The organism is Streptomyces typhae (genome assembly GCF_009755605.1).
Lineage (GTDB): Bacteria > Actinomycetota > Actinomycetes > Streptomycetales > Streptomycetaceae > Streptomyces > Streptomyces typhae.
The window spans coordinates 144,144-168,122 of sequence record NZ_WPNZ01000016.1 but is presented as its reverse complement, the minus strand read 5'-3'; the positions used below and the strand labels follow the sequence as shown (position 1 = coordinate 168,122).

General features: G+C 71.3%; 26 protein-coding genes. 13 read left to right on the top strand and 13 right to left on the bottom strand.

The window, feature by feature from the left end; all coding sequences use genetic code 11:
* Nucleotides 1-328: 328 nt before the first annotated feature.
* On the top strand, nt 329-1,072 hold the full coding sequence (locus GPA10_RS27370) for a lysophospholipid acyltransferase family protein (RefSeq protein WP_058848792.1): 744 nt from the start codon (nt 329-331) through the stop codon (nt 1,070-1,072).
* An 82-nt stretch (nt 1,073-1,154) separates the two neighbouring features.
* Here GPA10_RS27370 and GPA10_RS27365 read toward each other — a convergent pair whose 3' ends face one another.
* The 8 genes from GPA10_RS27365 to GPA10_RS27330 all read right to left on the bottom strand — a co-directional run bounded on the left by GPA10_RS27365 (nt 1,155) and on the right by GPA10_RS27330 (nt 8,404).
* The gene (locus GPA10_RS27365; protein WP_157167804.1) at nt 1,155-2,771 is read right to left on the bottom strand and encodes an alpha/beta hydrolase; all 1,617 of its coding nucleotides are present in this window, start codon (nt 2,769-2,771) and stop codon (nt 1,155-1,157) included.
* Between the two features lie 191 nt (nt 2,772-2,962).
* Entirely contained in the window at nt 2,963-3,730 is a 768-nt protein-coding gene (locus GPA10_RS27360) for an urease accessory protein UreD (protein WP_343041380.1), read from the bottom strand.
* On the bottom strand, nt 3,727-4,416 hold the full coding sequence (gene ureG / locus GPA10_RS27355; RefSeq protein WP_058848794.1) for an urease accessory protein UreG: 690 nt from the start codon (nt 4,414-4,416) through the stop codon (nt 3,727-3,729). Before ureG ends, GPA10_RS27360 begins: the two co-directional genes overlap by 4 nt.
* 145 nt (nt 4,417-4,561) lie before the next feature.
* Entirely contained in the window at nt 4,562-5,236 is a 675-nt protein-coding gene (locus GPA10_RS27350) for an urease accessory protein UreF (RefSeq protein WP_157167803.1), read from the bottom strand.
* A 14-nt stretch (nt 5,237-5,250) separates the two neighbouring features.
* Nucleotides 5,251-6,972, bottom strand: coding sequence for an urease subunit alpha (locus tag GPA10_RS27345; RefSeq protein ID WP_157167802.1), 1,722 nt, complete (start codon nt 6,970-6,972; stop codon nt 5,251-5,253).
* Nucleotides 6,965-7,357 carry an urease subunit beta gene (locus tag GPA10_RS27340; RefSeq protein WP_157167862.1) on the bottom strand — a complete coding sequence of 131 codons (393 nt, stop codon included), beginning with the start codon at nt 7,355-7,357 and terminating at the stop codon, nt 6,965-6,967. Before GPA10_RS27340 ends, GPA10_RS27345 begins: the two co-directional genes overlap by 8 nt.
* 108 nt (nt 7,358-7,465) lie before the next feature.
* Nucleotides 7,466-7,768 carry an urease subunit gamma gene (locus tag GPA10_RS27335; protein ID WP_343041379.1) on the bottom strand — a complete coding sequence of 101 codons (303 nt, stop codon included), beginning with the start codon at nt 7,766-7,768 and terminating at the stop codon, nt 7,466-7,468.
* A 297-nt stretch (nt 7,769-8,065) separates the two neighbouring features.
* Nucleotides 8,066-8,404 carry a type II toxin-antitoxin system Phd/YefM family antitoxin gene (locus tag GPA10_RS27330; RefSeq protein WP_157167801.1) on the bottom strand — a complete coding sequence of 113 codons (339 nt, stop codon included), beginning with the start codon at nt 8,402-8,404 and terminating at the stop codon, nt 8,066-8,068.
* Nucleotides 8,405-8,611: 207 nt separating this feature from the next.
* Here GPA10_RS27330 and GPA10_RS27325 point away from each other — a divergent pair, with 207 nt between their 5' ends.
* The 4 genes from GPA10_RS27325 (at nt 8,612) to GPA10_RS27310 (ending at nt 11,641) form a co-directional block, all read left to right on the top strand.
* Nucleotides 8,612-9,280 (top strand): ATP-dependent Clp protease proteolytic subunit, encoded by a 669-nt coding sequence (locus GPA10_RS27325; protein WP_157167860.1) that lies wholly within the window; start codon nt 8,612-8,614, stop codon nt 9,278-9,280.
* Nucleotides 9,281-9,287: 7 nt separating this feature from the next.
* Nucleotides 9,288-9,617 (top strand): hypothetical protein, encoded by a 330-nt coding sequence (locus GPA10_RS27320; RefSeq protein WP_157167800.1) that lies wholly within the window; start codon nt 9,288-9,290, stop codon nt 9,615-9,617.
* A gap of 799 nt (nt 9,618-10,416) precedes the next feature.
* A complete protein-coding gene (locus GPA10_RS27315; protein ID WP_058848798.1) occupies nt 10,417-10,902 on the top strand; it encodes a C40 family peptidase in 486 nt (161 codons plus the stop codon).
* A 100-nt stretch (nt 10,903-11,002) separates the two neighbouring features.
* Nucleotides 11,003-11,641, top strand: coding sequence for a DUF6328 family protein (locus GPA10_RS27310; protein WP_246259835.1), 639 nt, complete (start codon nt 11,003-11,005; stop codon nt 11,639-11,641).
* Nucleotides 11,642-11,684: 43 nt separating this feature from the next.
* On the opposite strand, the gene GPA10_RS27305 is transcribed toward GPA10_RS27310, so the two are convergent.
* Nucleotides 11,685-12,116 (bottom strand): ATP-binding protein, encoded by a 432-nt coding sequence (locus GPA10_RS27305; protein ID WP_058848800.1) that lies wholly within the window; start codon nt 12,114-12,116, stop codon nt 11,685-11,687.
* 262 nt (nt 12,117-12,378) lie between these two features.
* Here GPA10_RS27305 and GPA10_RS27300 point away from each other — a divergent pair, with 262 nt between their 5' ends.
* Nucleotides 12,379-13,239 (top strand): helix-turn-helix domain-containing protein, encoded by an 861-nt coding sequence (locus tag GPA10_RS27300; RefSeq protein ID WP_157167799.1) that lies wholly within the window; start codon nt 12,379-12,381, stop codon nt 13,237-13,239.
* 9 nt (nt 13,240-13,248) lie between these two features.
* The gene (locus GPA10_RS27295) at nt 13,249-13,473 is read left to right on the top strand and encodes a DUF397 domain-containing protein (RefSeq protein ID WP_157167798.1); all 225 of its coding nucleotides are present in this window, start codon (nt 13,249-13,251) and stop codon (nt 13,471-13,473) included.
* Between the two features lie 57 nt (nt 13,474-13,530).
* On the opposite strand, the gene GPA10_RS27290 is transcribed toward GPA10_RS27295, so the two are convergent.
* Entirely contained in the window at nt 13,531-14,667 is a 1,137-nt protein-coding gene (locus GPA10_RS27290; protein ID WP_157167797.1) for an 8-amino-7-oxononanoate synthase, read from the bottom strand.
* A gap of 196 nt (nt 14,668-14,863) precedes the next feature.
* Here GPA10_RS27290 and bioB point away from each other — a divergent pair, with 196 nt between their 5' ends.
* The 4 genes from bioB (at nt 14,864) to GPA10_RS27270 (ending at nt 18,968) form a co-directional block, all read left to right on the top strand.
* Nucleotides 14,864-16,018: a biotin synthase BioB gene (gene bioB, locus GPA10_RS27285; RefSeq protein WP_058848804.1), complete on the top strand. Its 1,155-nt coding sequence runs from the start codon at nt 14,864-14,866 to the stop codon at nt 16,016-16,018.
* 133 nt (nt 16,019-16,151) lie between these two features.
* Nucleotides 16,152-17,399, top strand: coding sequence for an adenosylmethionine--8-amino-7-oxononanoate transaminase (locus GPA10_RS27280; protein ID WP_246259871.1), 1,248 nt, complete (start codon nt 16,152-16,154; stop codon nt 17,397-17,399).
* Nucleotides 17,396-18,103: a dethiobiotin synthase gene (gene bioD / locus GPA10_RS27275; protein WP_343041378.1), complete on the top strand. Its 708-nt coding sequence runs from the start codon at nt 17,396-17,398 to the stop codon at nt 18,101-18,103. Before GPA10_RS27280 ends, bioD begins: the two co-directional genes overlap by 4 nt.
* A 163-nt stretch (nt 18,104-18,266) precedes the next feature.
* On the top strand, nt 18,267-18,968 hold the full coding sequence (locus GPA10_RS27270) for a class I SAM-dependent methyltransferase (RefSeq protein ID WP_157167796.1): 702 nt from the start codon (nt 18,267-18,269) through the stop codon (nt 18,966-18,968).
* Between the two features lie 9 nt (nt 18,969-18,977).
* Here the strand turns inward: GPA10_RS27270 and GPA10_RS27265 are convergent, their stop codons facing one another.
* The 3 genes from GPA10_RS27265 to GPA10_RS27255 form a co-directional block, all read right to left on the bottom strand.
* Nucleotides 18,978-19,340 (bottom strand): VOC family protein, encoded by a 363-nt coding sequence (locus tag GPA10_RS27265; RefSeq protein ID WP_157167795.1) that lies wholly within the window; start codon nt 19,338-19,340, stop codon nt 18,978-18,980.
* Nucleotides 19,341-19,463: 123 nt separating this feature from the next.
* Nucleotides 19,464-19,802, bottom strand: coding sequence for a fic family toxin-antitoxin system, toxin component (locus tag GPA10_RS27260; RefSeq protein ID WP_157167858.1), 339 nt, complete (start codon nt 19,800-19,802; stop codon nt 19,464-19,466).
* Nucleotides 19,803-19,838: 36 nt separating this feature from the next.
* Entirely contained in the window at nt 19,839-20,066 is a 228-nt protein-coding gene (locus tag GPA10_RS27255; protein ID WP_058848807.1) for a hypothetical protein, read from the bottom strand.
* Between the two features lie 187 nt (nt 20,067-20,253).
* On the opposite strand from GPA10_RS27255, the gene GPA10_RS27250 reads away from it, so the two are divergent.
* Both GPA10_RS27250 and GPA10_RS27245 read left to right on the top strand, forming a co-directional pair.
* Nucleotides 20,254-21,252 (top strand): ABC transporter ATP-binding protein, encoded by a 999-nt coding sequence (locus GPA10_RS27250; protein WP_246259833.1) that lies wholly within the window; start codon nt 20,254-20,256, stop codon nt 21,250-21,252.
* A gap of 11 nt (nt 21,253-21,263) precedes the next feature.
* Entirely contained in the window at nt 21,264-23,831 is a 2,568-nt protein-coding gene (locus GPA10_RS27245) for an ABC transporter permease (protein ID WP_343041377.1), read from the top strand.
* The last annotated feature ends 148 nt before the right edge of the window (nt 23,832-23,979 follow it).

The window sequence follows — 23,979 nt, the reverse complement described above, 5'->3', positions numbered from 1 at the left end:
CCTCCGGGGGCAGCGACGGCCGCCGGTCACGGACGGTGGTGTAGGGAGCGTCGGCGGTGACGTCGGGCGATTGACAGCGGGCACGGGCCAGAGCACCCGCACGGCCCCGGCTCGGGCAAGCCGCCACGCCGCCGGTTCCCCCACATGGGCGCACGAGGCCCACAAGCGTCCGTACACCTCACCCGTATACGCCGCACCCGTACGGGCCATCGGCCCGCCGGGGATCACATGCACGCACGATCGACAAGGACCCGAACGGGCTCTCGCGTCCGCGCCGCCGATTGACTACTGTGCGTGGGCACCACCCCCGGGGGAAGGCGGCGCCCGCATGTTCTACCTACTGCTCAAGTATGTGATCCTCGGGCCACTGCTCCGGTTGATGTTCCGGCCCAGGATCGAGGGCCTGGAGCACATCCCGGAGCACGGCGCGGCCATCGTGGCCGGCAACCATCTGTCGTTCTCCGACCACTTCCTGATGCCCGCCATCATCAAGCGGCGCATCACGTTCCTGGCGAAGGCCGAGTACTTCACGGGCCCCGGCATCAAGGGCCGGCTCACCGCCGCGTTCTTCCGCAGTGCCGGGCAGATCCCGGTCGACCGCTCCGGCAAGGAGGCGGGCCAGGCCGCGATCCGCGAGGGCCTCGGTGTGCTGCGCAAGGGCGAGCTGCTCGGCATCTACCCCGAGGGCACCCGCTCGCACGACGGGCGCCTGTACAAGGGCAAGGTCGGGGTCGCCGCGATGGCGCTGCGGGCGCAGGTGCCGGTGATCCCGTGCGCCATGATCGGCACGTTCGAGGCGCAGCCGCCGGGGAAGGTCGTACCGCGCTTCCGGCGTGTGACGATCCGCTTCGGCGAGCCGCTGGAGTTCTCCCGCTATGCCGGGATGGACGGCGAGAAGGCGGTCCTGCGCGCGGTCACGGACGAGCTGATGTACGCGATCCTCGGCCTGTCCGGACAGGAGTACGTGGACAAGTACGCCGCCGTGGTGAAGGCGGAGGAGGAAGCGGAGCGGGCGGCGGACGGCGGACGCCGCGTACAGGACCGGAAGTTCCCGAGGATGCCGCTCAGCTGAGCCCCCGTACTCCTGCTGCTGGGGGATCGCACCAGACCGGGCCTGGTGCGATCCCCCAGCAGCGAGGGTTGTCAGTCGCCTGTTACGGCTTGGGGGTGGCGTGCGGGGCGCACGTCACGTCGCGGCTGTCCAGCTTGCCGTCGAGCAGGTAGGAGTCCACGCGCTCGTTGAGGCAGGGGTTCACCAGGTTGGTGATGCCGTGCGACCCCGCGTCCTTCTCCGTGATCAGACGCGAGCCCTTGAGGCGCTTGTGCAGCTCGACCCCGCCCGGGTACGGCGTGGCGGCGTCACGGGTGGCCTGGGCGATGAGGACGGGCGGCAGGCCCTTGCCGGTCCTGACCTCGACGGGCTTGTGCTGCTTGCTCTTCCAGGTCGCGCACGGCAGGTTCATCCAGGCGTTGGCCCAGGTCATGAACGGGTGGTCCTTGTGGATGCGGGTGTTGTCCCGGTCCCACTTCTTCCAGCTCGTGGGCCACTTGGCGTCGGCGCACTCGACGGCGGTGTACACGGCGTTGCTGTTCTCCGACGCCTTGTTGCCCGCGATGTCGGACAGGTCGGGGCTCGCGGCCTCGATCAGCGGCTTGGTGTCACCGGCGACGTACTTGCTCCAGTTGGTCGCGATGGAGACCCAGGTGGAGTCGTAGTAGGGCGCGTTCTGGAAGTAGGCGACGAGCTCGGCCGGGCCGACGACGCCGTTCAGCGGGTTCCGCTTCGCCGTCGCGCGCAGCTTCTCCCACTGTCCGCGCACCTTGTCGTAGGTGTCGCCGAGGTGGAAGGTCGCGTCGTACTTGGCGACCCAGGTCATCCAGTCCTTCAGCCGCGTCTCGAAGGCGACGTCCTGGTCGAGGTTGGCCTCGTACCAGATCTTCTCCGTGGACGGGTTCACGACCGAGTCGAAGACCATGCGGCGCACGTGTGAGGGGAAGAGGGTGGCGTAGACGGCACCGAGGTAGGTCCCGTACGAGACACCCACGTAGTTGAGCTTCTTCTCACCGAGCGCGGCGCGGATGACATCCAGGTCACGGGCGGTGTTGGGCGTCGTCATGTGCGGCAGCATGGCGCCGCTGCGCTCCTTGCAGCCCTCCGCGTACTCGGCGGCGAGCTTGCGCTGGGCGCGCTTGTCGGCCGCGGAGTCGGGGACCGGGTCCAGCTTGGGCGCCTTCACGAACTCCTGCGGGTCGACGCAGGAGATGGGCGCGGAGTGGCCGACGCCGCGCGGCTCGAATCCGACGAAGTCGTAGGCCTTGGCGGCCTTCTCCCACAGCTTGTTCTTCGCGGTGACGCGGGTGGGGAAGCGCAGGCCGGAGGCGCCGGGGCCGCCGGGGTTGTAGAGGAGCGCGCCCTGGCGCTCGTCCTTGCTCCCCGTGTTGCCGATGCGGTCGACGGCGAGCTTGATCTGCTTGCCGTACGGCTTGGCGTAGTCGAGCGGCACGGTGACCCAGCCGCACTGGATGGGCTTGGCGAGCCCCCAGTCCTCCGGACAGTCCGCCCAGTCGATGCCCTTCTTGGCGGCCCGCAGAGCGGCGACGGCGGCACCGGCCTGCTCCCGGTCCTTGGCGGACGCGGCATGGCCGCGCCCCTGCTCAGCACTGGCATCGGCGCTCGCGGCCGGCGCGGCGAGCGCCCCCGCTATCAGCGTCGCCACGACGAGTGTGCCCGCGGATCCGAACGTCACCGTCCGTCTGGTCCGCGTGGTCATCGGGGTACGACTCAAGTGGGGCCTCCCGCACATCGATTCGGTCGTTCGCTCGGTACGGGGATACTTGCGTCTGCGTGGTCCCTGACAACAGGGGGGTCGGCTGTTTTTTGCCAATCCGATAAACGGATCGGCCAGTACCGGTGAGCGGCGCGGAGCGAGGCGGTAGGGGTTGGCCCGGGGGCGTGGGGCGGTCAGGGCAGGTGGTGGAGGGCCTCGTCGAGGGTGTGGCGGAGGTGGAGGGCGTTCGGGGAGAGGGCGGTGATCAGGGCGCCGGGGCCGGGGAGGGGGGTCAGGGACGCGTGAGGGGTGAGCATCGTGGGCGTGGGGGGCTTTTCGGTGAAACCGGGGTCGATCAGGATCAGTTGGCCGAGGGCTCTGTGGCCGCCCAGGACCGCCGGGCCGTCCCAGCCGCCAGGAGCGCCTGGGCCGCACGTCAGCTCCTGGTCCAGGAGGGGGCGGCCCCCAACGCGTACCGTGAGGCGGCTGCGGAGCAGGCCGGGGTCCTCGTCGGCCCGGCCGAGGACCTGCTCCTCACGCAGGACGAGGCGTCCGCCGGCCTCGACGTCCGCCACCGTCGTGACGCGCAGCTCGCTGCCCTGTACCGAGATCAGCTGTTCCGGTAGCCAGCGCAGCTCCGCCCCCGCGGCCACGGTCAGGCGCACGTCGTACGCGGCCGGCGCCCCGTCCTGGCCCGGCAGCGCGATCGTGGCCGCCGCCGAGCCCACGCCCAGGCTCGCGCCCGCGCCGACGTCCGCTTCGACGGTGAGACGGTCCCCGCCGAGCGGGCCGCTCATCGCCCCCACCAGCGTCACCTGCGCCGCGCGACCCGTCGCCCGCGTGCGGCGCAGGGCGAGGGGTGCCTCTCCCTCCAGGACCGGCAGAACCGTACGCCCGTAGCGGTCTGAGCGGGCACCGATGCGGGCACGGGCCCGCACCCCCGCCGGACTCGCCGGGTTCACTTCGCCGGTGCTCCCGCCCACGCCGCGAGCTGCTCGCGCACCCACTCCGCGACCGCGGACACATGCTCGTCGGACCGCAGCGACTGGAACACCACCGGGAGTTCCGCGCGCTGCGCCTTCGCGTCGGCGGCCATCCGGGCCAGGTCCGAGCCCACGTACGGGGCAAGGTCGGTCTTGTTCACCACCAGCAGGTCCGCCGTCGTGACACCGGGGCCACCCTTCCGCGGGATGTCGTCGCCTCCAGCTACGTCGATGACGAAGATCTGCGCGTCCACCAGGCCCCGGGAGAACGTCGCCGTGAGGTTGTCGCCGCCCGACTCCACCAGGACCAGGTCGAGCGGGCCCACCTCGTCCTCCAGGTCCTCCACCGCCTCCAGGTTCGCCGAGATGTCGTCCCGGATCGCGGTGTGCGGGCACGCGCCCGTCTCCACCGCGGTGATGCGCTCCGGCGGGAGTACGGCCTCACGGAGCAGGAACTCCGCGTCCTCACGGGTGTAGATGTCGTTCGTCACGACAGCCAGTGACAGTTCGTCGCGCAGGAGGCGGCAGAGCGCGGCCACCGTGGCCGTCTTCCCCGATCCCACCGGGCCGCCCAGACCGATGCGCAGGGCCCTGCGGGTGCCGTCGGCGCGGTGTGCGTCCGCGCTGACGGCGGCCGACTCGTCGTGGGTGTGGTCTAGGTGCATGACTCTCCCCTTGTGTTCGTGTGATGAGTTTTGCGATTTTTGGTGGATTGTGGAGGTTGTGACGATTACGGGGCTTGTGCCGATTACAGAGGTTGTGGGGGTTGTGGGGTTCTTTGTGGTCTTTGGGGTTCGTGGGGTGGCTCGGCTATGACGCGAACAACCGCACGTCCCACCCGGCGTGCCCCTCCGCCCCCACCTCGAGGAGTGGCGCCGACGCCGCGGGCAGTGTCTCGGGGCCCTCGTCCCGAGCCCGACGTGCCGCCTCCGCCGCCTTGCGGGCCACCTTGTCCATGTCGGGGGCGAGCCGGGCCAGCACGGCCGTGGCTTCGAAGGGGTCGAGGCTCAGGAGGCGGACCACCGCGGTGGCGGGGCCGCTGACGTTCTCGTACGCCGCGCAGTGGGCGGCGTCCTCCGCGCCGAGGCCGGCCGCCCGCGCCGCCGTGCCGAGGACGACCGGCTGGTGCGCGCCCTTGGGGAACCGCGCCGCCAGGGCGTCCAGTTCGGGCGAAGGCCAGGCCACCCGCGCGGCCCGCAGCAACTGCCGCCCGAGCTTACGGGCCGCCGTGCGCAGCGCGACGGACGGCGTGCGCGCGTCCGCCGCCTCGTCCAGGGCCACCGGGTCGACGCCGAGCGCGGCCGCACCCGCGAGCGCCGCGGACACCGCGCCCGTCGTGTGCAGCCGTCCCCGGCAGAACTCCTCCAGGGACCGCGCCCCGGTGATCCGGCCCGCCTTGACGGCCGCCTCCGCGCCCCCGGAGTGCGCGTGTCCGCCCGCGGGGAAGCGCCCGTCGGCGAGGACCAGCAACGCGGCCCGTGACATGTTCGCTCACCGCCTCAGAACAGGAAGTACCGCTGGGCGAGCGGAAGTTCGGCTGCTGGTGACGGTTCGACGAGTTCGCCGTCGATCCGGACGGCGAAGCTGTCGGGGGCGACCTCGACCCGCGGCAGCGCGTCGTTCTCGCGCATGTCGGCCTTCGTGCGCCCCCGAGTGGATTCGATCGCCACGAACGGCCGCTCCAGTGCGAGGCGTTCGGGCAGCCCGTCATCCAGCGCGGACCGCGTCACGAAGTTGAGGGAGTTGCGGGCGGGCGCTTGGCCGTGGGCGCCGAACATCCGGCGCGGCAGCACCGGCTGCGGTGTGGGGATCGAGGCGTTGGCGTCGCCCATCTGCGCGTACGCGATCTGCCCGCCCTTTAGCACCACCTGCGGCTTGACGCCGAAGAACGCGGGGTCCCACAGCACCAGGTCGGCGAGTTTGCCGCTCTCCACGGAGCCGATCTCCCGCTCGACGCCCTGGGCGATCGCCGCGTTGATCGTGTACTTGGCGACGTACCGCCGTGCCCGGTGGTTGTCCGCCCTGCCGTCCCCGGGGAGCGCGCCGCGCCGTCGCTTCATCACGTGCGCCGTCTGCCACGTACGCAGGACGACCTCGCCGATGCGCCCCATGGCCTGCGAGTCGGACGACATGATCGAGATGGCGCCCAGATCGTGCAGGATGTCCTCCGCGCCGATCGTGGTCGGCCGGATGCGGGACTCGGCGAAGGCCAGGTCCTCCGGTACCGCCGGGTTGAGGTGGTGACAGACCATCAGCATGTCGAGGTGCTCCTCGACGGTGTTGACGGTGTGCGGGCGCGTCGGGTTGGTCGAGCTGGGGAGCATGTTCGGCAGCGAGACGGCCGTGATCATGTCGGGGGCGTGGCCGCCGCCGGCGCCCTCCACGTGGAAGGCGTGCATGGTGCGTCCCGCGACGGCCTTGAAGGTGGCGTCGACGAAGCCCGCCTCGTTCAGGGTGTCGGTGTGCACCGCGAGCTGCGCGCCGGTGTCCTCGCACACGTTCAGACAGGCGTCGAGCACCGCCGGTGTCGCGCCCCAGTCCTCGTGGATCTTGAAGCTGACGGCGCCCGCGCGCAGCTGGGCGTGCATCGACTCGGCGGACGTGGTGTTGCCCTTGCCGAGGAACCCGATGTTGACCGGGGCGTTCTCCATCGCCGCGAACATCCGGGCCAGGTGCCAGGCGCCGGGCGTGATGGTGGTGGCCTTGCTGCCCTCGGCCGGTCCGGTGCCGCCGCCGATGAGGGTGGTGACACCGGAGGCGAGTGCCTCGTCGACGATCGTCGGCGAGATGAAGTGGATGTGCGTGTCGATGCCGCCGGCCGTGAGGATCTTGCCGTTGCCCGCGAGAATCTCGGTCTCCGGGCCGATGACCAGGTCGGGGTGGACGCCGTCCATCGTGTCCGGGTTGCCGGCCTTGCCGATGCCGGTGATCCTGCCGTCGCGGATGCCGACGTCCGCCTTGACCACACCCCAGTGGTCGATGATCACGGCGCCGGTGATCACGGTGTCGGGCGCGCCTTCGGCCCGTGTCGTACGGGACTGCCCCATCGACTCGCGGATGACCTTGCCGCCGCCGAACACGGCCTCGTCGCCGGAGCGTCCGGGGCCGCCGGAGCGGTCCTCCTCGATCTCGACGAGCAGGGCGGTGTCGGCGAGCCGGATACGGTCCCCGGTGGTGGGGCCGAAGAGGTCCGCGTACGCGGCGCGGGAGAGGTCAGGCATCGAGGGCACCCCGGGATTCGTCGGAGGGATCGGGGGCCGCGGTTCCGGTCGTGGGAGTGCCGGTGCCCGGCCCGCCGGGGTCCAGCGCTCCCCCGGTCTCACCGCGCAGTCCGGGCACCACCCGTGCCCCGGCAAGCGGCACCAGCTCGACATCCACCGGGATGCCGGGCTCGAAGCGCACGGCCGTGCCCGCGGCGATGTTGAGCCGCAGGCCGTGGGCGGCGGCCCGGTCGAAGTCAAGGCCGGGGTTGGCCTCGGCGAAGTGGTAGTGGGAGCCGACCTGGACGGGGCGGTCGGCGGCGTTCAGGACCGTCAGCCGGGTGGTGACGCGGCCTTCGTTGTAGGAGACGGGTTCGTCGGCGAAGAAGATCTCACCCGGCACCAGGTCGGGGCCGTCACCGAGGGTGTCGAGGGCATCGAGGGCGCTGCGGGCGTTCCGGCCGCCGATGGCACCGGACCCGTTGTCCACGGAGGACATTCGACTCACTCCCCGTCAGACGATCGGCTCGTGAACGGTGACGAGCTTGGTCCCGTCCGGGAAGGTCGCCTCGACCTGGACGTCGTGGATCATCTCGGGGATGCCCTCCATGACGTCGTCCCGCGTGAGCACCCTGCGGCCCGACGCCATCAGGTCCGCGACGCTGCGGCCGTCACGGGCGCCTTCGAGGATGTGGGACGTGATGAGCGCGATCGCCTCGGGGTGGTTGAGCCGCAGCCCGCGCGCCCGGCGCTTCCCGGCCACGTCGGCGGCCACATGAATGAGCAGTCTCTCCTGCTCGTGCGGGGTCAGTTGCACGTCCCACCTCACAGTCCTCACTCCGGACCGTGCGGGGTCCGGCTGCCGCGGCCACCACGACGGGCGTAGATGTAACGCGCAGGAATGTGCGCGCCGAGGTACACCTTGGCTTACGGAATCCCCAGGTGGCGTGGCCGAGCAGGCTAGTTGGACGGAGTTTCAGCGAGGTTAACCAGCCTTTGACCGCGTCATGACCGTTCCTGGGGCTGCCCCATACACAGCTGGGCTCCGAAGCCCTCGCGGAACGGACGGCGCGGCGCGCCCGCCTCATGGCGCGATATGCGGCGCGCCACGCACCTACCTCATGTCGGTGCCGCGGTGCTCCGCCGCGATGCCGAACCGCTGACGCCCACCGCTCCCCGGCACCGATGAGCCGGAACCGAGCGACGAGACGGAACTGATGACCTGCTCCTCCGCCGTGTCGGCGCCCCCACCGGACGCACCGGACGCACCGGCGCCACCGGCGGCTTCCGCGCGGTCGAGTTCGTCGAGTCGGCGCAGGTCGTCGGCGGACACGAGGGCCACGAGCGGCTTGCCGTGACGGGTGACGACCACGCGCTCGCTGCCGTAGACAACGCGGTTGATCAGATCCGCGAGCTCTGCGCGGGCTTGCGTCACCGGAATCTCGTAGGCCATACGTCCATCATAACGTCACGTACATCCTGTACATTTTTTACAGAGGTCGCCGCCCACAGCGGCGCCCCTCGCATGCCCGTGCGTACGCCCGCACGCATGCCGTACTCAAAGGGGAGGCGCGTCATGAGGCAGGACACGAAGCAGTTCACGGAGCACTTCACGAGGCAGGGCACAAGGCATGCCACGGGACAGGACACGAGCCATGCCATGGGGCAGGACACGCACACCGAAAAGCACACCCCGCAGCCGGGGCCGCCGCACGCCCGCCACGTCCTGCCGGAGTTCACCGAGCGCACCAGCTCAGGACCGCGCACCCTCGACCCCTACTCCAAGCTCCTGGAGGAGCGAATCGTCTTCCTCGGCACACCGGTCGACGACGTCTCCGCGAACGACGTGATCGCCCAGTTCCTGCACCTGGAACATCTCGCGCCCGACCGGGACATCTCCCTCTACATCAACTCCCCCGGGGGCTCGTTCAGCGCGACCACGGCGATCTACGACACGCTGCGGTTCACGACCTGCGACGTGGAGACCGTCTGCCTCGGCCAGGTCGCCTCCGCCGCGGCGGTGCTGCTCGCCGCCGGCACCCCGGGCAAACGCTCCGTCCTTCCCGGCGCCCGGGTCCTGCTCCAGCAGCCGACACTGACGGAGGAGCTGCGGGGCCGCCCGGCCGACCTCGCCATCCAGGCGGAGGAACTGCGCCGCTCCCGCGCGCTCCTGGAGGAGATGCTCGTACGGCACACCGGTCGCGACGCCGAGCAGATCGCGGCGGACATCGAGCGCGACACGGTGCTCGACGCCGCGGGCGCGGTCGCGTACGGCCTGGCCGACCGCGTGGTGCCGAGCCGCAAGGCCTCGCGCACCGCCGCCGGGTGAGGCCGCGATGCTGCCGGACCTGCCGCCGCTCCCCGCCCTGACGCGCGCCGAGGGCGACGTCGTCGACGCCTATCTGGCGGTGGTGGACCTCCTCGGCCGGATCAACCCGGCGCGCGCGGAGCTCACGTACGGGGGCCTGCGCGCGGCCCAAGCCCTCGTCAGCCGGGCGGCCGAGCTGCGCGACGCGCTGGCCCTGATGCATACGCGAGGCGAAAGGGAGCTGCAAGCGGCAACATTGACCAGGGCACTGCGGACCCTGGACGGGGAGCGCCGCGCCGCTCGCGTGACCCTGCCGTCCACCACGGTGGGCGAGGACGCCCCACCGACGACAGGGTGACCGGGAACCTGGAACGGGGTGACCGGGAACAGGTCGGCCGTGGACGAGGTGACCGGAACGAAGCGGCCGGGGCAGGCGGAAGACGCGAGACAGACGGGGCGAGCGTTATATTCGGCGCAGGCAGTGCAAGCAGCGCAGACAGTACAGACGGGCAGTGAGCGCATACCGCGCATTCGCGCCGAGAGTACGCCGTCGCACCGACCCCCCACGGAAGCGCCACGGCCGCAGCGCGCCCGCGCCGCCCGTCCGTTGAGCGGTCGGACGGGTTCCGGCGCAGGAGCGTCCGGATCCGGCGCAACACCTCACACGACCAGACGTGGTAGCTCTTTCAGCGTACGAATCGCTCGTACGCTCGATCCTCTCGAGTTGCGCAACTCCCTTACGCGCCACGCGGAACAGGACGTTCCAGTGCTGTTCGGGCAATCGTCCCCGACTGTGACCTGAGCCCCATTCGGGCTCTGTCCACCCGAATGGATCAGTCGTGAGGAGCCTCACATAAGGCCGTTTCGGCTCGGCTTTTCGGCCACTTCCGGGTGAAGATCCCTTCCGACGACAAGCCCCCGCCACAAGCGGCGGGGCGGTCCGGGCGGACGCCGAGTCCTGCCGCCACCCGGATGACCGGTCGACATGTGTGCATTCGGCAGGAGTGGAGGACCCAGCAAGGCGGGCCGTCCGGGAGACCGGCGGTCCTTGGGGTGAAGCCGTGGCGCGACGGAGCGACGTCGTGACACGACCGGGCATCTTCGCCTGCCCGAACCCGACAGGTCATCCTTCACAGGCGGCTGACGAAGGGTTGCGCATGACTGCGCTGCATCGTGCTCCGTCGCGCGTTCCGTCACTCCTCACGAGGGCCGGTACCGCATCGGCTCTCACTCTCGCCGCCGTCGGCGGCACCCTCGTGGCCCCCGGGCTCGCGTCGGAGGCAGAGGCCGCGACACACGGAACGAAGGCGCTCAACATCGCGGCTTCCAAGAAGGGCTCACCGTACCGCTACGGAGCCTCTGGGCCGCACCGGTTCGACTGCTCGGGTCTCACGCTCTACTCGTTCAAGCGTGTGGGCAAGAAGCTGCCGCGGACCGCCGCACAGCAGTACAACAAGACCCGCCATGTCTCCGCCGCCAACCGCACCCGCGGCGACCTGGTGTTCTTCCACTCGGGCCGGAACGTGTACCACGTCGGCATCTACGCCGGTAAGAACAAGATCTGGCACGCGCCGAAGCGGAACACCGTGGTGCGGCTCGAGAAGATCTGGACCAGGAGCGTCTGGTACGGCCGGGTCCGCTGACCCGTGGGACGGCGGCGCGCGCGGCGGCGCGCACCGCCGTCCGGGCGCAGCGCGCGCGGCGCGGGGAGTGGAACGCGCCGGCGCGGGAACCCCGTAGTGCATGTCCGAAAACGGTCCACCCGCAGCGGGCGTCCCCCTCCACGACGGCCGCAACGAGACTTCGCTGGAGCGCGCCGACCGCAACTTCGGTGAGCTCCTCCAAGAGCTGAGGGTCACTCAGACCGGGGTGCAGATCCTCTTCGCCTTTCTGCTCACCCTCGCCTTCACGCCCCGCTTCCCGTCGCTCGACACCGTTCAGCGGGCTACGTACGTGACCACGCTGCTGCTCGCCGTCCTGGCCGCCGCCCTGTTCACCGCTCCCGCGGCCCTGCACCGGGGGCTCTTCCAGCGGGGGGCGAAGCCATTGATCGTCCGGGTGTCGTCACGTCTGGCCGCGGCCGGGCTCGGCGTCCTGGTCCTGGCGCTCACCGGTTCGGTCCTGCTGGTGGTGGACGTGGCGGCGAGCCGCACCGGCGCGCTGATCTCCGCCGGGTGCACGCTGCTGGCGTGCGGCGGGCTGTGGTGGGTGCTCCCGTGGGCCGTCGCCCGAGCGGGGATGCGGTCCGGCACGCTGCCCTCGCCCCTCGGGAACGGAAACGGGAACGGGAACGGGAACGGGAACGGGAACAAGGACGCAAACGGGAACGGGAACGGTGTCAGGGACAGGGACAGGGACAGGGACAGTAATAGGGGACAGTAGTAACGCGGAGGCGGACGACGCGGACGCGGACGACGCCCCGGCGTCAACCCTGCACAGGCACCGACCACGGCAGGGTGATCCATACCGTCTTGCCCCCCTCCCGCGTGGGGCTGACCGAGAGCCGGCCGCCGCACTCGGCGGTCAGCCAGCGGATGATGACCATGCCGCGGCCGTTGTCCTGCTGGACGGCGGCGGGCAGGCGCTTGGGGTAGCGGGGGTGGCTGTCGGTGACACCGATGCGCAGCCGTTCGTCCCGGTCGAGCTGCACGTCGACGGTGAAGGTGGGCGACTGGCCGAGGGTGTGCTGAACCGCGTTCGTGGCGAGTTCGGAAACGATGAGGCGCACCGTGTCGGCGACGTCCGCTTCGGGTGGCAGGCCCCACTCCGACAGGACATTTCCCACATACCTGCGGGCCGCAGCTACCGAGACGGGATCGCTCGGCAGAGTGACTGACGCTTCCTGGTGATCTGCCATGACGTGGCCGTCCCTTTCCCAACGGGACCGGGCTCCGACGCGCGGCGGAAGAACTCGAGAACGGTCCCGGAACTGGTGCTTTGCGCCAGACTGCCACTCCGGGGCCAATGACGCGCGGCGATCCACCAAGATGTGCATATATCTGTCGCTCGAAGCGGTGAACTCTCCGACGGCAGACCGTATTTGGGCGTAACCCCGGCACTTCCTCTACTGTCTCCCTCTGTCCCGTACGGTTGGCGCGGACGTCCGGAAGGAGACGGACATGCAGTACGGCCCGGCGGTGCGCCGCCGCAAACTCGGCGCTGAGTTGCGGGCGCTGCGCGGACAGGCCGGGCTCACCAGTGGCGAGGCGGCCGCGCGCGTGGGCTGGCACCAGTCGAAGGTGAGCCGGATCGAGACCGGGCGCTCCGGCGTGCGCGCCTCGGACGTACAGCTGCTCCTCGACGCGTACGAGGTCGGGGACCCGCAGTTGCGGGAGCTCCTGGTCGTGCTCGCGGGCGGCGACGAGGAGAACGGGCGGCACCACTGGTGGCACGCCTACCGGGGTCTGCTGCCGCCCGCCTACCGCGACTTCATCAGTCTGGAGTCGCAGGCCTGCCGGGTGCGCACCCTGGAGACCACGGTCGTGCCGGGCCTTCTGCAGACACCGGACTACGCCCGCGCGGTGACACGTGCCGCGCTCGGCAAGCTGCCCCCGGAACAGGTGGAAGCCCTGGTGCAGGTACGGCTCGCCAGGCAGGACGTGCTGCGCAGCGAGTCGCCGTTGCGACTGAGCGTGATCCTCGACGAGGCGGTGCTGCGGCGCCAGGTCGGCGGACCCGAGGTTCTCGCCGGGCAATTGCGGCGGCTGCGGGAGGCGTCACGGCTTCCCCAAGTCCGCATCCAGGTGCTGCCGTTCGCCGCAGGCGAGCACATCGGGCTGATCGGATCTTTCGTTATTCTCTCCTTTCCGAACATTTCTGATCTGGATGTGGTTGTTCTCGACCACTTGACGAGTAGCCTCTACCTCGAACGGAAAGAAGACCTCAAGGCGTACACCGACGCCTTCAACTCTCTTCAGGGACAGGCGCTTTCCGTTCACGATTCAATGGATTACATCGCCGAGTTAGGTGACGGCGCGTAAGGAGGCACTATGACTGCACTGCCTCGGTCCGTTCCCTCCAGCACGTCCCTCAGGGACGCGCGGTGGCGGCGCAGCAGCCGCAGCAACGGAATGAACAACTGCGTGGAAACGGCGACGCTCGGATCGGGACCGCTCGCCGGTCTGCTGGCCGTGCGCGACTCGAAGGACACGGCCGGACCGGCCGTGCTCTTCTCCCCCGCCGCCTGGGAGGACTTCACCGGCGCCCTTCGGTGAGGTCCGAGTGACTGCGCCGGACCCTGGACCCAGGTCTCAGGTGCCAGATCTCAGGAGTCAGGGTGCGGTGCGGCTGATCACATGGACGGCATCGGCGATCTGTGCGCCGGTCAGGTCGGCTCGTGCGGTCAGCCGCAACCGTGAGACGCCGTCGGGAACCGACGGCGGACGGAAACAGCCGACGGCGAGGCCCGCGGCCCGGCAGTCGGCCGCCCAGCGCACCGCCGCTTCCGGCGACGGCGCGCGCACCGAGACGACGGCTGCGTCGGGACGCACCGCCGAATGTCCCTCATCGGTGAGGAGTTCATGCAGCTCGGAGGCCACCGCACGCACGCGCGCGGACCGTTCCGGCTCCCTGCGCAGCACCCGCAGGGCCGCGAGCGCGGCGCCTGCCGCGGCCGGGGCGAGTCCCGTGTCGAAGATCAGCGTCCGGGCGGCGTTGACCAGGTGGTCGACGACCCTGGCCGGGCCGAGCACGGCACCGCCCTGGCTGCCGAGCGACTTCGACAGCGTCACCGTGACGACGGTGTCGGCGCTGCCCGCGAGACCGGCGGCCCGCGCGGCACCGCGCCCGCCCGCGCCGAGCACACCGAGGCCGTGCGCGTCGTCGACGACGAGCCCCGCCCCCGCCTGCCGGCACACCGCGGCCAGGCCGCGCAGCGGTGCGGCGTCCCCGTCGACGGAGAACACCGAGTCCGTCACCACCACGGCCGGGCCCTCATGAGCGGCGAGCGCCTTGCGCACCGCGTCCGGATCGCGGTGCGGCACGACCTGCGTCGTTCCGCGGGCGAGACGGCAGCCGTCGATCAACGAGGCGTGGTTGCCCGCGTCGGAGACGATCAGCGAGCCGTGCGGGGCGAGCGCCGTGACCGCCGCGAGATTCGCCGCGTACCCCGACGACAGCACGAGGGCCGCCTCGAAACCGCAGAACGCGGCCAGTTCGTGCTCCAGTTCGGCGTGCAGTTCGGTGGAGCCCGTCACCAGCCGGGAACCGGTCGCGCCGCCGCCCCAGCGCCGGGCCGCGTCGGCCGCGCCCGCGGTCACCTCCGGGTGCCGGGTGAGCCCCAGATAGTCGTTGCCCGCGAGGTCGAGCAGTCCCGATTCGGCCGGACGCGGGCGCAGCGTACGCACCAGGCCCGCCCGCTCGCGCTGCCGCGCCTGCTCGTCGATCCAGTCGAACGGCGAGCTCGCCATGGGACCTCCGGGGCCTCGTGGGTCGGCGCACGAAGGCCGCGGGCACGGCTCGTACGGACCGGGTGTTTGTAGACAGTGCACAGACCCTAGCGGCCACGCCACCCGGCCATGGTGTGGCAATACCCACACCTCTCATCGCTTCTGTTGTTCAGAATCTCCATGGTCATAGCGACCGGGGTACGTCAGGATCAGCGCCATGGATCTGCTGAACACGCTGCTGGACAAGGGGCTTCGGCGCGAGCTGCCGAGCCGTGAAGAGGCACTCGCCGTGCTCGCGACCTCCGACGAGCAGCTGCTCGACGTGGTGGCGGCGGCCGGAAAGGTACGGCGTCAGTGGTTCGGGCGGCGGGTGAAACTCAACTATCTGGTCAACCTCAAGTCCGGTCTGTGCCCCGAGGACTGCTCGTACTGCTCGCAGCGGCTCGGCGCGGACACCGGGATCCTCAAGTACACCTGGCTGAAGCCGCAGGAGGCGTCCGAGGCCGCGGCCGCCGGGCTCGCCGGCGGCGCCAAGCGGGTGTGCCTGGTGGCGAGCGGCCGGGGCCCGACCGACCGGGACGTCGCCCGTGTCTCGGACACCATCAGGACGATCAAGGAACAGAACGAGGGCGTCGAGGTCTGCGCCTGCCTCGGTCTGCTCTCCGACGGCCAGGCGGAGCGGCTGCGCGGCGCCGGTGCCGACGCCTACAACCACAACCTGAACACGTCCGAGGCGACGTACGGCGACATCACCAAGACGCATACGTACGCCGACCGCGTCGACACCGTGCAGAAGGCACACGCGGCCGGGCTCTCCGCCTGCTCGGGCCTGATCGCGGGCATGGGCGAGACGGACGAGGACCTGGTCGACGTGGTCTTCGCGCTGCGCGAGCTCGACACCGACTCGGTGCCGGTGAACTTCCTCATCCCCTTCGAGGGCACCCCCCTCGCCAAGGAGTGGAACCTCTCCCCGCAGCGCTGTCTGCGCATCCTCGCCATGGTCCGGTTCGTCTGCCCGGACGTCGAGGTCCGCATCGCGGGCGGACGCGAACTGCACCTGCGCACCATGCAGCCGCTCGCCCTGCACCTCGCCAACTCGATCTTCCTCGGCGACTACCTGACGAGTGAGGGCCAGGCCGGCAAGGCCGACCTGGAGATGATCGCGGACGCCGGTTTCGAGGTGGAGACCACGGACCAGGTGACGCTGCCGGAGCACCGCAGGGGCGGTGGCTGCGGGTCGGTGTGCGGGTCCGAGGGGTCGGCGCCCGGTGCGGGGGGTGCTGGGGCCTCCGCGGACGAGGCCGGTGCGCGCACTGACCTGGTCGCGGTACGCCGCCGCGGCGCCGGCACGGACCTGGCTCCCAATGCGTGACGGCGGGACGGCCGCCGGTATGCGTGACGGCGCCGCGGCCACCGGTACGCGCGACGCCGCGACGGCCCCCAGCCTGGGCCTGCGGGAGATCCTGGACCTCGACCGCGCCCACGTCTGGCACCCCTACGGCCCGATGCCGGGGCGTCAGGAACCGCTGGTCGTGGAGTCGGCCACCGGGGTGCGGCTGAGCGTCGCCGGGGTGGGCGAGCTGATCGACGGCATGTCGTCGTGGTGGTCGGCCATCCACGGCTACAACCACCCCGTCCTCAACGAGGCGGTACGCGACCAGCTGGACCGCATGAGCCATGTCATGTTCGGCGGGCTCACCCACGAACCCGCCGTGAGCCTGGCGAAGCGACTTGTCGACATCACTCCGGACGGCCTGGAGCATGTCTTCCTGGCCGACTCCGGATCGGTGTCCGTGGAGGTCGCGGTCAAGATGTGCCTCCAGCACTGGCGTTCACTCGGCAGGCCCGAGAAGCGGCGCATGCTCACCTGGCGCGGCGGTTACCACGGCGACACCTGGCAGCCGATGGCCGTGTGCGACCCGCAGGGCGGCATGCACAGCCTGTGGCAGGGCGTACTTCCCGAGCAGGTCTTCGCCGACCTGCCGCCCGCCGGGTTCGACGCCTACGACGAGGCGTACGCGCGGCATCTGCACGACCTGATCCAACGGCACGCCGATGAACTCGCGGGCGTGATCGTGGAGCCGGTGGTGCAGGGCGCGGGCGGCATGCGGTTCCACTCCCCGCGGTATCTGCGGGCCCTGCGGGAGGCCTGCGACACACACGGCGTGCTGCTCGTGTTCGACGAGATCGCGACGGGCTTCGGGCGCACGGGCGCCCTGTTCGCGGCGGACCACGCGGGTGTCACACCCGATGTGATGTGTCTGGGCAAGTCCCTGACCGGCGGCTATCTCACGATGGCGGCGACGCTGTGCACCGCGCGGGTCGCGGACGGCATCGCGCGCGGCGAGGTGCCGGTGCTCGCGCACGGGCCGACGTTCATGGGCAATCCGCTGGCGGCGGCGGTCGCGAACGCCTCCATCGACCTGCTGCTCGGGCAGGACTGGGCGACCGAGGTCAAGCGCGTCGAGACGGGTCTGCGGGCGGCACTCGCTCCGGCGGCCGAGCTGCCCGGCGTCCAGGACGTACGGATACTCGGCGCACTCGGTGTCGTACAACTCGACCACCAGGTCGACATGGAAGCGGCGACGCGCGCCGCCGTACGGGCGGGCGTGTGGGTGCGGCCGTTCCGCGATCTGATCTACACGATGCCGCCCTTCGTCACCGGCGACGACGACATCGCCCGGATCGGCCGCGCGGTGTGCGCGGCGGCGGCCGCGAGCACGGCCGCGAACCGCGAGGAGGTGCGCGCGTGAGCGTGCTCGTGGTGTCGGGTACGGGCACGGAGATCGGCAAGACGGTGACGACCGCGGCGGTGGCCGCGCTCGCCGTCGCCGCCGGGCGCAGCGTCGCCGTCCTGAAGCCCGCCCAGACGGGGGTCGGGCCCGGCGATCCCGGCGATGTCGCCGAGGTGCGGCGGCTCGCGGGCGACCGGGTGACCGGGGTCGAACTCGCCCGCTATCCCGAGCCGCTGGCACCGGCGACGGCGGCCGCGCGGGCCGGGCTCGCGCCGGTCACGCCCGCCGAGGTCGCCGAGGCCGCCGCGAAGCTGGCGGCCTCGCACGATCTGGTCCTGGTGGAGGGGGCCGGCGGTCTCCTCGTCCGCTTCGACGGGGCCGGGGCGACGCTCGCGGACGCGGCCCGGCTGCTCGACGCGCCCGTCCTCGTCGTGGCCACGGCCGGGCTCGGCACCCTCAACATGACGACGCTGACCGGCGAGGCCCTGCGCGCCCGGGGCCTGGCCACCGAGGGCGTCGTCATCGGCAGCTGGCCCGCCGTCCCGGACCTGGCCTCCCGCTGCAACCTCGCCGAACTGGCCGACGCCGCGGGGGCTCCCCTGCTGGGGGCGGTGCCCGAGGGCGCGGGGGCACTGGACGCGTCCGTGTTCCGCGACCGCGTGGCGGGGTGGCTGGGGCCGGGCCTCGGGGGTCGGTGGGATGTGCGGGACCTGAGGGGGTAGGCCCACCGACCTCCAGGGCCGGGACGGTGACGGCGTGAGCCGGGACGGTTTCGGAGCGGGACGGGAGGGTTTCGGAGCGGGACGGGAAGGTTTTGGGGCGGGTCTGAACGGTTTCGGCGTGGGCGGGGACGGGGGAAGTACCAGCCAGACCCCTGGAGGCACCATGCCCCCGCCCTCCGCCAGACCCGCCCCGCGCGACGCGGTCCACCACCCGGTGTTCGCCCGCTTCTACGCCCGCCAGAGCGTGGCGGCCGAACGCGTCGTCGCCCCGCACCGCACCGAACTCCTGCACGGCGTCGGCGGCCGTGTGATCGAGGTCGGCGCGGGCAACGGCCTGAACTTCGCACACTATCCGGCCACGGTCGCCGAGGTGGTGGCGATCGAACCGGAGCGCCTCCTGCGCGGCCTCGCCGTGTCGGCGGCGCTGCGCGCGGAGGTTCCCGTCGACGTGGTGCCGGGCGCCGCGGAGGCCCTGCCCGTCAAGAGCGAGGCGTTCGACTACGCCGTCACCTCGCTCGTGCTGTGCAGCGTACGGGACGTGCCGCGAGCGCTCGCCGAGCTGCGCCGGGTCCTCCGTCCCGGCGGCGAGCTGCGGTTCTTCGAGCACGGCAGGGCCCCGGGCACGGCGATGGCGACCGCCCAGCGCGCCCTGGACCGTACGGTGTGGCCGCTGCTGTTCGGCGGCTGCCACGTGGGCCGCGACACGGTGGGCGCGCTGCGTGCCGCCGGATTCGAGCTGAGGCCGTACCGGCAGGTCATGGTGCCCGCGCACGGGCCGCGGCTGCCCACGTCGTACTGCGTACTGGGCTCGGCGCGCCGCCCTCCTGAGGCCGGTCCCGCCGACCTCGCCGGGCAAGGCGTCTGAGCGGCGCCGTCAGATCGGCTGGGCGAGGTTCACCGCGTTGCCGTCCGGGTCCTTGATGTGCGCGACCCGCTGGCCCCACGGCATGTCGTTGGCCGGGCCGAGCACCGTGCCGCCGAGCGCTTCGACGCGTGCGAGGAGATCGTCCACGGATGCGACCGTCACGCTCAGGAGCGAGCGCTGCGGCGTGCCCGGTTCGACGTTCCTGTCGGCGACGATGCCGAGGTCCGAGTCCTTGACCCGCAGGTTCAGGAAGAAGACGGGACCTTCGTCCGGCACCCGGTCGGTCTCCTCCGCGGCGAGCAGCTCCGTGTAGAAGGCGACCAGGCGGTCCAGGTCGGGGGTGATGAGCATGGGCTGGATGGTGGCGGGCATGGCCGTACTCCCGGGGGTCGTGAGGGCGCGTGCTGACTGCTTGCCCTGTGTTGACCGGTACGCGGGCCACAACTCATCGGTGCCCGTCCACCGAGGGAGGCCACGGCCCCGTGCAAAGCCCCGTCAGAGGCTCCACTGCCGCAGCTCACGCGCTATGGCGTCGACGCCCGCCCCGTCCTCCTTGATCAGCCGGGCCAGGTCCCGTACCTGCTCGGGCGATGTCACCACCTTCACACCGCTGGCGACGAGATAGGCGTACGCGACCGAGGAGGCGAAGAGCGCGTTGGAGCGTTCGAGGGCGGGCAGGTGCAGCAGGAGCTGGAGCAGCGCGGCGGCACGGTCGTGCGGTCCCTCGTAGACGGGTACGCCGAAGATCTCCGCCTCGTGCCGTGCGACGGCGGCGACCAGGGCTCCCCAGTCGGTGACCTGCGGGTCGCCTGGCGTCTTGTGCTCGGCCACCATGAGGAGCCAGGCGAGGTCGATGCTGAGATTCAACGGTCAGCGACGACCCTCGCGCTCCGCGCCGAACTCCTCGGCGAAGACGGACTCGTACTGCTTCATGAAGTCGGCCGCCGCCTCCACGAAGGTGTGGCCGAGCTCGCCCGCGTCCTGCTTGACGAGCTCTTCGATGTAGCGATTGACGCTCATACCGCGGGCCGTGGCGCGTTCGCGCGCGGCCCGAGCGGTGTCCACGTCCACCCGCACGTTCAGCTGAGTCTTCGCCATGCCCACAAGCTAGCGCCGATGCGCTAGCACCGGCAAGGGGCTCACACGGGACGCGTCAAGTGCCCCTTACACGCGCCCGATCGACCGACTTGCGAGGGATACCAGCCCCCCGGTGCGAGCGTCTACTCTCTGCTGGACTCTCCGCTGGCATACGCGAGTCGGGGCGCCCACGACTTGGGAGGCGGCCTTGTCCACATCAGCTTCGGCACCGCACACCGAGCGCACCGAGCCCGTCGGCGTCGCCGCCCGTGCCCGCGGCCTGACGAAGGCGTACGGGTCCGGCGAGACGGCGGTGATCGCTCTGGACGCGGTGGACGTGGACATCGCGCGGCAGCGGTTCACGGCCGTGATGGGGCCCTCCGGTTCGGGAAAGTCCACGCTGATGCACACCCTGGCCGGGCTCGACTCGGTCTCCGCGGGCCAGGTGTGGCTCGGCGAGACCGAGATCACCGGGCTGAAGGAGCGTGAGCTGACGCAGCTCAGGCGGGACCGGGTGGGGTTCATGTTCCAGTCGTTCAACCTCATCCCGACGCTGAACGCGCGCGAGAACATCACGTTGCCGATGGACATCGCGGGCAAGCGGCCCGACGCCGAGTGGCTGGAGCACGTCATCGACACGCTCGGTCTCCGCGACCGGCTGCGGCACCGGCCCGCGCAGCTCTCGGGCGGGCAGCAGCAGCGCGTCGCGTGTGCGCGCGCCCTCGCGTCGCGCCCCGAACTGATCTTCGCCGACGAGCCGACCGGCAACCTCGACTCGCGGGCCGGGTTGGAGGTGCTCGGGTTCCTGCGCGAAGCCGTGGACTCCCTGGGGCAGACGGTGGTGATGGTGACCCACGACCCGAGCGCCGCGGGCCACTCCGACCTGGTGCTCTTCCTTGCGGACGGCCGGATCGTGGACGAGATGCCGCGGCCCACGGCGGAGGGGGTCCTGGAGCGGATGAAACGGTTCGACGCGCTCCAGGGGACACGGCCCGATCCCGAAGGCGCCGTCCCGCCCGCGGGACGCGCACCCGGGAGCACCGCCCTGCCGGGACAGCCCGCACCCGACAACGCCGCCCCACAGGGACAGCCCACCCCCGGACCCGAAAGGGCCGTCGCGCCCGCACAGCCCGCACCCGAAGGCACCGTTCCCCCCGCGCGCCCCCCGTCGGGCGAGGCGTCCGGCGACCCGGCCACCCAGGACTGAGGCGGTTACCCGTGCTGAAGGCCACGCTCCGGAGCTTCCTCGCGCACAAGGGCAGGCTGGCCCTGTCGGCGCTCGCCGTGATCCTCTCGGTGGCGTTCGTCGCGGGCAGTCTGATCTTCTCCGACACCGTCGCCCGCACCTTCGACCGGCTCTTCGCGTCCACGTCCGCGGACGTGACGGTCGCGCCCCCGGACGACGACCTCGACGAGAGCATGCCGACGGGCCGGACACCGACGCTGCCCGCCGCGGTGGCACGGCAGGTCGCGAAGGTCGACGGCGTGGCCGCCACGCATGTGGACGCGGAGGTCGAGAACATCACGGTCGTCGACAGCCACAACGACACCGTCGGCCCCACCAGTGGCGCGCCCACCATCGCCTCCAACTGGTACGAGACCGACCGCAGCCCGGTCGAGCTCACCTCGGGCCGGGCCCCGCGCGGCGCCGGTGAGGCGCTGGTCGACGCGGACACCGCCGACAAGAAGGACGTGGTGATCGGGGACACGCTCTCGGTCCTCGCCGCGCCCGGCTCGTTCAAGGTCCGGGTCGTCGGCATCGTCACGTTCACGACCACCAACCCCGGCGCGGCCCTGGTCTTCCTGGACACCCCGACCGCGCAGGCCAGGCTGCTCGGCGACAAGGGCGCGGCGACCGGCATCACGGTCGACGCCGCGCCCGGCGTCACGGACGCCGAGCTGAAGCGGCGGATCGCCACCGAACTGGGCTCCTCCTACGACCTGAAGACGGCGGACGAGCAGGCCGAGTCGGCCGCGTCCGAACTCGGCGGGTTCCTCGACGTGATCAAGTACGTGATGCTCGGCTTCGCCGGCGTCGCGGTCCTCGTCGGCATCTTCCTCATCGTCAACACCTTCTCGATGCTCATCGCGCAGCGCACGCGCGAGCTGGGGCTGCTGCGCGCGCTCGGCGCCGACCGCAGGCAGGTGCGCCGGTCGGTACTGATCGAGGCCGTGCTCCTCGGCGCGGTCGGCTCCACCCTCGGCCTGGCCGCCGGGATCGGGCTCGCCGCCGGACTCATCGAACTGATGGGTCTGCTCGGGATGAACCTCAAGTCCACGGAGATGGTGATCGCCTGGCCGACGCCGGTGGTGTCGTACGTGGTCGGGGTGGGCGTCACCTTCGTCGCCGCGTATCTGCCGGCGCGCCGGGCCGCGCAGGTGTCGCCCATGGCGGCCCTCGCGGACGCCGAGATCGCGGGTGTGGGGCGGCCGTTGCGGACGCGGGCCGTCGTCGGCGGGGTCGTGGCGGCGGCCGGGGCCGCCGCGTTCGCGGGGTGCGCGGTGTCGTCCGACACCTCGACGTCGGCGTCGCTGCTCGGCCTCGGTGTCGTCCTCAGCCTGGTCGCCACCGTCGTGGCGGGCCCGCTCCTGGTACGGCCGGTGATCCGGGTGCTCGGTGGCGCCTTCCCCGCCCTGTTCGGCTCGGTGGGCCGGATGAGCCAGCGCAACGCGCTGCGCAACCCGCGCCGCACCGGCGCCACGGCGGCCGCCCTGATGGTGGGCCTCGCCCTGGTCGGCGGCCTCTCGGTGGCCAGCGCCTCCATGACCAAGTCGTTCGACGAGCAGATCGACAGGACCCTCGGCGCGGACTTCGTCGTGCAGAACAACGCGTTCCTGCCGTTCCCCCTGGAGGTCACCGAGAAGGTCCGGGCGACCGAGGGCACCTCCGACGTCGTACGCAACCGCTTCACGCCCCTGAAGCTGCACATGCCCGACGGCGGGACGACGAAGACGACAGCCGCCGGGTACGGGCCGCAGCTCGACGACGTCGTGAAGATGACGTACGCGCAAGGCAGTTCGGCACGGGCCCTCGCTCCCGGGCGCGTCGCGATGGACCGGGAGTACGCCGAGGACCACGGTGTCCGCGTCGGTTCGGTGTTGCCGGTGGAGTTCCCCGACAAGCGCAGGGCGCGGCTGACCGTGGGCGCGCTCACCGACCTGGAGGGGCCCGAGGGCCCCGGCATGCGGGGCGGGGTGTTCATGGGCCTCGGCACGCTGGAGAAGTACGTGCCCGGCGGGCAGGACTCCGCCGTGTACGTGAACGCCGCGCCGGGCACGGACGCCGACACCCTGCGCGACCGCCTGGACGCGGCGCTCGACCCGTACCCCCAGGTCCAGGTGCGCGACCAGGCCGACTACAAGAAGCTGATCCGCAATCAGATCGCCGTGATGCTGTACCTCGTGTACGCGCTCCTCGGCCTCGCGATCGTCATCGCGGTGCTCGGCGTGGTCAACACCCTCGCCCTGTCGGTCGTCGAGCGCACCCGGGAGATCGGGCTGCTGCGCGCGATCGGCCTCGCGCGACGGCAGCTCCGCCGCATGATCCGCCTGGAGTCGGTGGTGATCGCGGTGTTCGGTGCGGTGCTCGGCCTCGTCCTCGGTCTGGTGTGGGGCGTGTCGATGCACCAGGTCCTGGAGTTGCAGGGGCTGGCCGCGTTCGCGGTGCCGTGGTCGACCGTCGTGGCGGTCGTCGTCGGTTCGGTGGTGGTCGGGATCGTGGCGGCGCTGCTTCCCGCGCTACGGGCGTCGCGCATGAACGTCCTGGAGGCGATCGCCCACGAGTGAGCATGATGAGCTGAAGCGCCTGAGCTGAAGCGCGTGAGCCGGAGCGCATGAACTGGAGCGAGCACGTGCGAGCTGGAGCGAGTACGCATGTGCACGCGTGAGCACGTAGACGTACCCGTGAGCATGCACGCGTACCCGTGAGCACGTC